The organism is Kistimonas asteriae (assembly GCF_018263925.1).
Lineage (GTDB): Bacteria > Pseudomonadota > Gammaproteobacteria > Pseudomonadales > Endozoicomonadaceae > Kistimonas > Kistimonas asteriae.
Window position 1 is genome coordinate 155,871 of record NZ_JAEVHF010000009.1, and the last position, 12,055, is coordinate 167,925.

Annotated in this window: 6 protein-coding genes; all 6 read right to left on the bottom strand. The window is 47.7% G+C overall.

Features of this window, described 5'->3' with window-relative positions; translation table 11 throughout:
• Positions 1-82: 82 nt before the first annotated feature.
• Positions 83-6,064: a calcium-binding protein gene (locus KHS78_RS11995; RefSeq protein ID WP_211828708.1), complete on the bottom strand. Its 5,982-nt coding sequence runs from the start codon at positions 6,062-6,064 to the stop codon at positions 83-85.
• Positions 6,065-6,454: 390 nt separating this feature from the next.
• On the bottom strand, positions 6,455-7,342 hold the full coding sequence (locus tag KHS78_RS22585) for a transglutaminase-like domain-containing protein (RefSeq protein ID WP_211828709.1): 888 nt from the start codon (positions 7,340-7,342) through the stop codon (positions 6,455-6,457).
• Positions 7,339-8,124 carry a rhodanese-like domain-containing protein gene (locus KHS78_RS12005; RefSeq protein ID WP_211828710.1) on the bottom strand — a complete coding sequence of 262 codons (786 nt, stop codon included), beginning with the start codon at positions 8,122-8,124 and terminating at the stop codon, positions 7,339-7,341. Before KHS78_RS12005 ends, KHS78_RS22585 begins: the two co-directional genes overlap by 4 nt.
• Positions 8,125-8,215: 91 nt before the next feature.
• Positions 8,216-10,183, bottom strand: coding sequence for a type II secretion system secretin GspD (gene gspD, locus KHS78_RS12010; RefSeq protein ID WP_211828711.1), 1,968 nt, complete (start codon positions 10,181-10,183; stop codon positions 8,216-8,218).
• 18 nt (positions 10,184-10,201) lie between these two features.
• The gene (locus KHS78_RS12015; RefSeq protein WP_211828712.1) at positions 10,202-10,828 is read right to left on the bottom strand and encodes a type II secretion system protein N; all 627 of its coding nucleotides are present in this window, start codon (positions 10,826-10,828) and stop codon (positions 10,202-10,204) included.
• A 218-nt stretch (positions 10,829-11,046) separates the two neighbouring features.
• Positions 11,047-11,916, bottom strand: a complete 870-nt coding sequence (locus tag KHS78_RS12020; RefSeq protein ID WP_211828713.1) for a GIY-YIG nuclease family protein — start codon at positions 11,914-11,916, stop codon at positions 11,047-11,049.
• Between the last annotated feature and the right edge of the window lie 139 nt (positions 11,917-12,055).

Sequence of the window (12,055 nt, forward strand, 5' to 3'; positions counted from 1 at the left end):
ATTATTACTATTCTTCTTAACAGCTACGAACCACTGTAGCTACAACTTATCTTTATTCTTCAGACCCTGAACGCGGCCCTGTTCAATACGCTGTCCAGGATGAGGCAATCAAACTGTCAATCCTTGCCCGATCACCACCCAGTACAATCTTGGCACCCAGTACAGGCTTGCCATGAGGGGTCATAAGATCAACAAACGCCTGAACCTGATCGGCTGTGATATAAAAGCCACCCGCCTCTATACGTTCTATGCGGTGACTGGCTGGCTGTGAAAACCAGTTCACAACAGCAATTCGTTCAAGAGTGCCCAGAATATAAATCTTCAGATCATTGCCATCACGAATGATCCAGATTTTCCGGGGCTCAGTATTGTGCGTGATTCTTACGGTATCAACATCCTGTGAACTGCCCGCATCCGCGATATCAATTTTGAAATCACCACTGCGGAACAGGTAGGTATCGCCACCATTACGACCTTCAAGACGGTCATGTCCAGAACCACCAGCCAGAACATCCTGTTGATCGGAACCTATTACGGTGTCACCACCACCACGGCCATCAACCAGTGCAATATTACGTAAACGGGTACCCGAAAAGTCCAGTCTGTTTGGCGCACCATTTCCCTGTACCGAGTCATAGCCAATCAGACCATCAATCACTTCCACGCTGTTTTCACCACCAAAGGCACTGAGCAGGAAGTCATCATTGCCATCGGTTCCAAGCAGGGTATCGATCCCGGCTCCGCCGTTCACAATTTCATGATTGCCGTCGTTGTTAGCGATTTCGATGATATCGTTACCCGCGCCACCATAAACAGCGTCCGTGCCAGGCCCGCCATCAATACGATCAGCTTCAGCAGAACCGATGATGGTGTCATTACCTGATCCGCCTTTAATGCGGTTGATGCCACGTAATAACGTCTGACTGAAGTCCAGCGTATTATTACCACCTGTACCGGCAAGCCAGTTATATCCACCATCACCGTCTATTTCTTCGATACTGTTGGATGGCCCGAAACTATCAAACCGCAACTTATCATTGAGAGGGCTGCCCACAATGACATCTCGTCCTTCCCCCCCGTGGAAGTATTCAGTGTCATTGGACTCACCACTGATCAGAAAACGGTCATCGCCACCGTGACCATACACCTTGTCATGACCGGTTCCGCCACGGATGACATCTCGCCCATTACTGCCGTAAATGACATCGTCACCTGCCTCTCCGTCAATCAAGCTAATGCCGGTAAGCACCGTATTGCGGAAATCCAGTACGTTGGCATTTCCATCCCCCGACAGGATGTTCACACCTGCCAAACCGTCAATTTTCTCCACGGTAAAATCATTCTCAAACTGGCGCAGGCGAATCCGGTCATCGGATGCTGACCCCAGAATCCGGTCGAATCCGTCACCGCCATTGACACGATCGGAACCAGTGGCATTCGCAAAAAACAGAAAGCTGTCATCGCCACCATTACCGTACAAGCTGTCACTGCCCGGCCCGCCAATGATGTTATCTGCCTGACGACTGCCTCGCAGGGTGTCATCCCCAGCCAGTCCATTAATGTGGCTGATTTGCTGTAGAAGTGTATGACTGAAGTCCAGGGTGTCATTACCCTGAGTGCCTTCTATGACGTTTCTACCTGCCCCTCCGGTTATTTCTTCTACACGGTCCAGTCCGGCAAAGGTCTGAAAACGGAACACGTCATCACTCACCCCTCCGAGGACACGGTCATAACCGATCCCACCATTAACCTTGTCTGCGTGGCTGTCGGAACCGGTAATTACAAAAGTGTCATCACCCAGATCACCCCGGAGTGTATCCGCTCCACGCCCACCGTTAATGATGTCATCCCCGGCTAAGCCATCAATGTAGTCATCGCCATCATGACCATTGATAACATCCCTGCCTAAGCCTCCTAATAAGGTGTTATTGCTGTTATTGCCATCTTTTGCCGCTTCCGGCGCCCCAGCTTGAATAAGCCACTGCAATTTAGCAGGATCCCAACCGGATTCTGCAGAGTGCTGTACAGCCAAGGTTTCATGACTGAACACACTGGTACCGTATGGAACGCGTGGAAAGCTGACACTGCCCCCACCCATAAGCACCATGTCACTGCCTAATACGGTCAGCTGGGCCGAAGCACTACTCAATGGTTCTTGATTGTTGTCAAGGCGCGCCCTGAAACGTGTCGTTAGCCGCCCATCACTGCCGGATAACTGCTCCTCTATGCTGTAAGAGCAGACAAACAACTGCTGACCGGGCTGCTCATTGTCAGCATTCGTTAACGCAATGGTGTCAATAGCCATCTCGCTATATCGAGGATCATCACTGACGCCTGGTTGGAACACCACGCCAACACGCTGATTTCCATCCACGACACAGTCATCCATACCCTTGACCTGAATGACCTGTTCACGATCCCAATTACCATGGGTAAACTGCAGATAATGCTTATCACCAAGAATGGCTGCTTCTTCCGGATTACTCAGGCTGAAGTTAAACGTGACACTGGCCCCATCCTGCACTTCATCATCAAGCCGGATACCAAAGGACTGTACGGACACACCCGTCTCTTCCAGTTCATATCCATCCATAGCCCTCACAGATACAGAACCCCTAGGCGGTAATAAGGTTATGGTATATGGGCTTTCGATTACGATGCTGCTTTCATCATCACGGATCTCAGCACTGAGCTGATAGTCACCGGATTCAACACCTGAAAGATCCCACAGGAATGAATCTGCTTCACCATCTTCATCCTCCTGCAAAGCCCCCTCTTGAGCAGGCGTTATCAACTCCCCGTTCGCAAATAGGCGAATGACTGCACTGGAATCCGGGTCACTGTCAGTCCATCGAATGTCAACCTGCCCCCCGGTAACCCTTAGATCCGCAGCGGGCTCAACAAAGGTGAAACGGGGGACATCATCAATACCGTCCCGATTCACGAAAAAGCGGCTGTATTCTGTCCAGTCGCTGGCCTCTCCATGCTCATCTATGGCTCTTGCCCGCCAGAGGTACCAGGCGTTGTCAGCCAAATCAAACTCAACAGGAAAAACAGGACTATCCTTCACCCCTTGCGCAAGAAGAGTCGGCGGCTCACCAGTATCTACCAGTTCAAACGCATACCGTAATGTATCTCCATCAAGGTCAATTGAAGGGTTCAAAACCAGGCTGGGCTGCAGAATTTCGACCCAGGCACTTGCTGCCGGGTTAGCAATAGTCGGTACTGCTGGCGCATCATTCGCCGTATTAGCAAAGAAGCGACCCTGGATCCAGTTACTGGCACTCATACCATCACTGGCCTTAGCTCGCCAATAATATTGCGTATTATCCTGCAACGCAGGCAGGGTGATACTAGTATGCCCAGTGCCTTCTTGAACATTGTCAAACACTTGCCAATGCTCACTATCGAACGTGTTGACGGTATCCAGTTCGAAGGTGTAGGTCAGTGTGGCTTTTTCCGGATCAACAGCGTTACCGACAACTACCGACTGGTTATCCAGTATTCGTAGTTCACCGCCATCCTGTGGCGAGACCAAGTCCGGTATTGATGGCGCATCATTCACCGTACTCACCAGGAATGCGGCCGGCTCACTGCTCGCTGTCGCACCATGCTCATCCGTTGCAATAGCCAGCCAAAGGTACGTGCCATTTTCTTCGAGAGCATCGGGCACCTGCCATGCTGTCGATCCGTTGTCGCCCTGAGCCAGTCCATCAATAAAAGCCACGGGCGTTTCAAAATCACTGTCCGATTCATTAAACAGCTTAAAGCTGTATGTAAGGAGGTCACCATCTACATCAAAGCTGTTATTGACGGCCAAAGTGGGGGTCAGGGTATCCACAACACTTAAATGCTCAGGCTCGCTGATGGAGAAAGCAACCGGTGCATCATTTTCGCGATTAATAAAGAAAGTGCTGCTTGCCCATTCACTGGAAGCTAATCCGTTACTGGCTCTTACTCTCCACCAATACTGGGTATTATCTGCAATAGCCTTACCTTCGACTATTGCATCTTCGGTTACAATCCACTCTGTGACACTGCTGGTCTCAGCCACACCATCAACACTAGCCAGAAGATCCGTCATTGACTCATCGCGATACACTTCAAAGGCGTAGGTCACCAACTCACCACTGCCATGAACACTGTTGGTTATTCCAAGCACAGGGGTCAGAGTCACTACCTCCCTGCCCGGTAATGGCGCATTAATATCCGGCACACCGGGCGCCACCTGCTTTACCGTTGGGTCAGTACCACTGTCAAACTCAACAAAGTCGGAATATCCATCATTGTCATAATCACCAGAGCCATCGCGCTCTAAGCTATTGAAATACGTCTGCTCCCATTCATCATTAAGACCATCACCGTCTTTATCATCTGCGGGGTTAACAGTTAGCGCCACCTCTTCGGAAGCGTCCAGCTCGCCATCGGTGGCAGTAAAGATCAGTTTGTATACGCCAGCCTGTCCGACCTCAGGAAACCATTGAAACACCCCCTTACCCTGTCCTTCATCAGTAAAGGTGGCGCCTGTCATGAGGTTCTTTACAGACAGAGCGGGAACAGTTTGGTTTGGATCAGTTGCTTGCACCAGAAAGCCAATCTGACCACCTTCATGCGTAGTACGAGGCATGAGTGCTGCAAACACTGGAGGCTGCGGCACAACTTCACTGTCTGCAAATTCTACGATATAAGAAGCGCCAGGCTGGTAATCGAAGATATGTACAAAATAATTGAAACTGATATCGTCTTCCGCCCTCTCCTGAGTCAGCCAGAAGTTCGCGTCATTGAGCTTTTTCCCATCAGCACGGTATACCTTGCTCAGAACCTTCCCGCCCCGGTAAGGATCACGCAGCTTGAGATAACCAAATCCTGTGCCAGCATTAGACACCGTGAGATCATGCTGAAAAGAGGCACCTGATGCAGATCCGCCGCCCAGCGATCCAGTCAGTACCTCGACTGGCCAACAGTCACGGCAATCTGGCGTCTGGCTGTTCAACGTGTCTGATTCATAAAGGCGAAAACCCTCAGAATCTTTAGCCAGAAAGTCTTTTACATTGTCACGGCCCGGCAAATCCACCAGAACATCACGTATAAGAAAATGCGTGTTTACGCCTTCCAATAAAGACGTCAGCTCCCCCCCTAACTCATCAGCGTGGGTGTAATCAGCAGAAAAGGAAATAAACTTTCCAGAAAGGGTCGTCTCCATTTCCCAGCGACCCATTTTGTTTTCCTGAGGGGCAAAATCACCAAAATCAATCAATAAACTGGGTGTGACTGGTTGATCATCAAGGTAACCACCATTGATTTTGAAACCAATCTGAAGCCCCTGCTCGTTTTCTATAATGCGGGGTTGAGCGGACTCAATCCGGACTTTATTGGCAGGGCCATAACCATTATTTCCTATGCGTACACCCAAGGTGTACGGTATGGCTGGCTCGATCTCCGGGGTAAATGCATCGTCCGCCGTAACTTCTTCAGTAAGGAAATAATCCAGCTGCAATTTGGGTTGTGGTTTAACAACTATGCTATCTGGCGTTACTGTGACGGACTGTTCTTTACCACCGTAGGTATAAGAGAGGACCGCACCAACAAAATAAAGCTGACCATCACGTTTCTGACCTGCCGCCCCTGCAGTAGGGATAATCAACCACTTGATTTCACCGGTTGTGGAGGCCGAAAGCTGACCGTCTGTAATTTCACCCGATTCACTTTCTATCAGGCTGGCAATATTACTACTATGGTCTTTCCGGATAAAAAACCTGGCACCATTGGTATCATCAGGATCTGTCGCGACTACTGCAGTGGTATCAGATGTAACATTAACAGGATTACCGGCATCATCCTCAAACAATACCGAAACCTTGATATTATCTAGCGCCATGGTATCTAAACTGTTGGTGATACGCATGGTAGCTTCGAACGCCTGACGCTCCAGCGAGAGATCTTGCTGAATTTCAATCTTTACGACAGCACAAAGCTTCTCTTCTGCTTTCGCCCATGTGGCCGTCAGCAACATCCCTACTATCGCCCAAACGCCAAGGGCACTCCCGATACGACGCCTTGCCACTGCAACTTCCTTATATTTCTAATACTTTTTTATTAAGAGAGCCGAACATCCATACACTGTCAGCCTCTACGATATATACATCACCTTACACGAACAGGTATTAGTACTACCGTATTATATATAGGCGACAATCTACTACTATTTTTAGTCATTCTCAATTACTTATAAGCAACTTTTTTCTCTTAACAAGAACACGATGTAATTGCTGCGATATAGCTGGTCAATTTCCAATCAAACGAAACCGTACAAAAGCCTCACTCGCCTTCGATGAGGCAACCAAAAGCCGTTTCATCTACTCACAGAATGATGAAACACAACATCACCTTTATTTCAACCTGCTCTACCTACAAATCACTAACCAATTGGTATTTATTAGCGTTATCTTACCAATCAGAGCAATCGTACTTTCACACTATCTTCAGGTATAACAAAACGTTCACTAAAACGTGCATCTTCATCATGCCCTAGCAATCTGAATACCACATAGTCAGTATTTTTTTCCTTCAGAATGCGATTCTGAGCATCCATAAGCTGCCAGACATTACCATCGAAATATTCCGTCCAATTGTGATAATCAACTGACGTCAACACCTTCCCTCGGTCACTTACCACAAAACCAGCCACCGGACGTGCAGGAATTCCCTGACTGCGCAAAAGGGCTGTAGAAAGGTACATAAACTCAGAACAGTCCCCCTTTTGATGGCGAAGCGCATAAAGCGCCCCCAGGCTTTCTTTCACATAACCTGCGTCATCAATATGATTACCAACAACGGTATTGATTGACTCAACTTTCTGCTGAACAGCCATACTTGAAAACTGCTCTGAAAAAGCCTTTACATCCGGCGAATCAATTTCAACATATGGCGCACTAGCCAGATAAACCCCCTCATCAAACTCAACCGACTGAGGCTGCATGGACATTCGCAGTAAAGCCGTCACTGTTACAACTCTGCGACCATTTGGTGGAAGATTTAGCACCTTTAAATGAAGGCTTTGATTTCCATATTGATCATCTTCAAGGGAAAATTGCGCCCCCGCAACTCTAACCTCATCGACCATCTGAGATGCCGTCTGTTTCACTGGGGCATAAACCCACAAACCCACACTCTCAAGCAGCTGTGCTGATGTATTCGTTACTTCGATACTATAACGAAGGGTTTTAGGAATAGAATAAGATGCATTATCAACCGTCAAACCCTCATTATTTTCTTTAGACATCCATACCGCTCCCCCCAGCAGCAGTACTACCAACATCACTGAAGCAACAAGATTTCTCACAAACACCTCTTTTTAGATAAATCAAAATGCCTTGACAGTCCTGTCAGATCATTCTTCTTAAACTGCTCTGCAACATCATCACCCGTTCCATCCAGTAAATAGATATTATGCAATCCAGCTTGAAGTAACTGATGATAAAGGGCCTGCGAATACCCTGAATACCGATCGATCAGGATTATTGGCTGCAATCCGCCTTTTGAGTAGAGCCGCTGCCTGTCAGCCAATTCCTGCCAGAACAGGTCACCTTCACTACGCCCTTCAGTGAATATAAAAGGCAAGGTTTCCAACGTTCGGGGCACGGGTACATCCATAAAAATAACGACAGGCTCACCTTGTACCAATTCATTCACTAACTTCATGGGTGAAATAATGGTGTAATCTTTCACAGTCTGCAGATGTTCTTGACCACTGAGCTTAAGGCCAGAAACACCCTCCATAGCAACAGCCACATCAAACCCTTTATTGCGCAAGTCATGGCAAATTAACTGTTCACGGCTGCGCTCAAACCCGCCCCCAACAAGTAACAACTTTTTGGGCTTGAGATATTGCTTCGTATGAATAAACTCGGGACGTATATTAAGCACATTCAAACGACTCGCCCCGGCAGACAAGCTGCCATCAAGTGATATGAGCTGGTATTCATCGAGGTTTTGATCACTAATCGACAGGAAACATGAATCATCATAAGGCAGACTGTTTGTGCACTGCCCAAAGCTACCATCTGCAGCCTTAACCGCGAACGGCAGCAAAAGAAAAAAAGATATATACAACCATTTATCCATATTTATACCTGAATACCATCCGATCAGGACGATATAACTCCATAGTCGTTTATGATTCTAAACTCGTACATCGCAATGACAGACATTTTGGTCACTGTTTCGATTGATTCAGGTTCAAAGCTGGCAAGATAAGACGCTCATCATCTGAGACCCCAGCATTATACCCCTCAAAACTCAATGCCTGCTGCTGTGCACGCATAAAGCTGTACTTCCCTCCAGTCACATTGAGGACTTGATGGGTATCCTGCAGTATTGTCGGCTTCAGAAAAACCATCAGATTTTTTCGCTTGCGCTCTTTCTTATCACTACGAAACAGGCGACCTACAAAAGGCATATCACCAAGAACGGGTACTTTTTGCACCGTTCCAGAAACTTCATCAGAGATCAGGCCGCCCAGGACCAATATACTGCCACTTTCGACTTGCACCTTTGTATCAATAGAACGCGTGCGTGTGATTATATCAGCCGCCTCAGCACTGTCCGTAACACTGGAGATTTCCTGAAATACATCCAGTGTAATCGACTGTTCTTTGTTCACCTGCGGCGTAATCGTCAGCTTGATACCAACATCCTTCCTCTCAATCGTCTGGAACGGGTTATCCGTAGAGGAGGACGAACTGGTTGATTGCCCCGTGACAAAAGGAACGTTCTCACCAACAACGATTTTCCCTTCCTCATTATCAAGTGTGATTAAATTAGGTGTTGAGAGAATATTGATCTGATCATCACCTGAAAATGCCCGAATCAGACCCCGTAGAGAGCCATTCCTGTAAAAACCCAGGGAAAGCCCCGCCCCAAGCGCTGGTGAATCCCCTTCATAGAAACCATCCAGGCTACCTTGCGCGCCAGCATCCAACCGTGTGCCACCAAACCAGCCATCACCATTAAGAGAACTGTCTGACGTGTTCCATTGAACACCAAGGTCCTGAATTCGATTATCACCCACTTCAACAATGACAGCTTCAACATAAACCTGCGCACGGCGTATATCCAGTTTGGATAATAGGCGCTGCACCGTTTTGATATAGCGATTGGGTGCAGAAATAATCAATGAATTCGTGCTATCACTGGCTTTTAACGCAATCTGAAGGTCCTCACCCGCAAGGTTCTTATCTCGCTTCTGCAGGCTGGTCATGATGTCTTTCAGAATTTCTGCCGCTTCTGATGCCTTGAGATAGTGCAGATAAATGACATGAGCTTCATCGCTGATTTCCTCTTCCTGATCCAGCCTGTTGATAATGCCTTTAACAGCACTAACACTCTCTTCTGGTCCTGAAAGCAACACCGTATTAGTTCTTTCATCAGCAGCCATCATCGTACGCATATGTGGTAACAGCTTTTCTTCCTGCTTTCCAAGCATACCGATCAATACACTGACCACTTCCTTAGCATTCGCATATGTCAGTGCGACAAACTCAATTCTAGGTCGCTGTCGCTTGTCTATCTGCTGAATAATATTCTCAATGTCATTGATTGACCCTGATCGATCCAATATCAGAAGCGAGTTACTATCTTGCAGTGCAGCCACATAACCACTTGGCGGAACTAGCGGCTTAATCAATTGCATAGCCAGTGATGCTGGTATATATCGAGTCCTGATAACTCGAATCACCGTATCTTCATCTCCTGATGTACCCGTAAGGTATGGGGCTCCACTACTTCTTGCCAGCGTATCCGGGACAACTGTGGCCATTCCCCCTTTTTCTAGCAGCACAAAACCATTGACTTTTAAAACAGCCTTGAACACCTGCCAGGCAGAGGACGGTGCCATTGCTTCTTTAGTAAGAACAGTAATTTTCCCTTTAACTCTTGGATCAATGATTATATTTTTTCCCTGCTCTGTTGCCATCCACTCAATAAACGACCTGACATCGCCATTTTTCATGTTGATATGGATAAGACGCTCTGACCCCACGTCTGAAACATCATCAGTTGCAGCATCCGTAGCAGAAGCAAATACCTGCTGCTTAATATTCTCAGCGATAGCACTATCTACAGCGAGCCCTGTAGATAACAGAAAAACCATCCTTAGCACATTCGACATTTTTATTATTTTCACATTACAACCTACAGCTTTCTAGTTGGCAGCGTAACGATCTCTTAAGGCTTGAAGTTTTTCCTGTAGGGATTCAACTCCTGCCATGGCAACACTTTCCGTTTGGCTTTGAGCAACTTTCGAGATTGCTTGTGGTCTTGGAGCCTTCGCAATGACTTTTTCATGCACTTCCTCAAAACGGCTGAATCTGATATTTTCCAGCCGCCCTTCACGCTCAATAGTCACCACATTTGGCGCAATAGCTTTTAGTACAATCCCTTGGGCTAGACGATCTCCAACATGATACAAACCGGACTGATCACTACCTGAGATGAGTGCAGCTGCCCCCTGTTGCTCTCCAGAATAAAACACAGCATCAAGCGTTAATTTCAGCTCCGTATCAGGTAACTCATCCTGAACCGGTGCTGAATCTTCGCTTTCCTGATATGCGCCAAATAAATTCAGATTCATCACCTGCAGATCGACGATGTTCTGACTTCCAGGCAGGGTTATAGAGGAAGGATCGACATCCGCGACCCCAAGGGCAACAGGCTCAGTTAATGAGCTGTATTGATAAGCAGAAAACGAAAAACGTGCAACCATTCCCGCGACCAGAAGACCCGCTAGAAACATACCTCGTTTTCCGGCAAGCACTCTGAGTTTATCCATGCGCAGTACTACACTCCCATTACATCCACAGATCAGAACATGTTTTTCTTGTAGATACAATTATTCTGACCTAGATCAACATCGCGATCATAGCAAATTGAAGCTTATGGGTACTATATGCCTCTATGTGATCATGTGCGCATTGAACTGAGACAGATTTTATTGGCAACTCCATCAGAGATGGCCTCCTTTGAAGTGTCCACAAGTACCGCCTCATATCAATCCTCAGACTCCAACGCTTTCAATGTAACCCCTGAAGCATTCTTCCAGGCCGTCAGACCATTCGTACTACCCCCACAAATAATTGCACCTGCAGTACTGGGGCTGCCGAACTCATGGTCTGCAGTAAACACATAACCGGAATCGGTCTTTTTCAGGACCCCATTGCCAATCAGCTTTTCTCTCAGCTCCCGGATGCCATTGCTGCAGGAAGGCTTTAACTCATATACCGCCTCCGAACCAGAGTAAACGACAAACCCCTGCTCAGTACGCTGGCCGGTAGCGGTCAGCTGCTTGATGCGGTAATAGAGCGTTGTGTCTTCTGCCCTTTCAACGGTTCCTGCTTGTTTTCGGGCAGGCTGTCGCACCGGGGTAAAATGCGTGACACCGAGTACCGGCAACAACTGCATCATGTATTCGATAAAACTTTCCATTTCAGCCGTATCCGCCTCTGACAGTTTTGCCCCACTGGACACTGAATTTTCCAGCTTTGCCCGTCCGGTCGCCCTGGCCATCACGATCAAACGACCTTCGATGTATTTCACATGGGCCTTGGTCATGTAGTCGTTCTGGCTGATAAAGATAGTGATGGTATTCCAGAAATCCTGATTCACATGCTTGTGACCGGTGGCCAGCCGTTTGCGCAGATGCTCAGCTTCGCCAATATAGATCGCCGGTTCATCGGTTTCCGGATCAACGCCGGTCAGCAGATAGATGCCCGGCTGCTCCAGCTCTTCGCGGGCCAGGAAATCCCTGAATTCACTGCGGGGACAGGTTACCCCTTTGCCATTCCAGTTGGACAGTTCAGCCGTTCGCAACCCTGTCGGGCTACCGTTGGCGAGGAAGAGGCGGATTGAAGCGGGATGCATGAAATTCAGACTGCTCAAAAATAGAAGAAAACTGACGGGTATTATTGCCAGATGTTTCTCCGAATCAACGCATTTTATTCGCCGTTTTTACATAGACACCGTTTTCCTGTGCGAATAGTCAGCTACGCCATTTTATGGT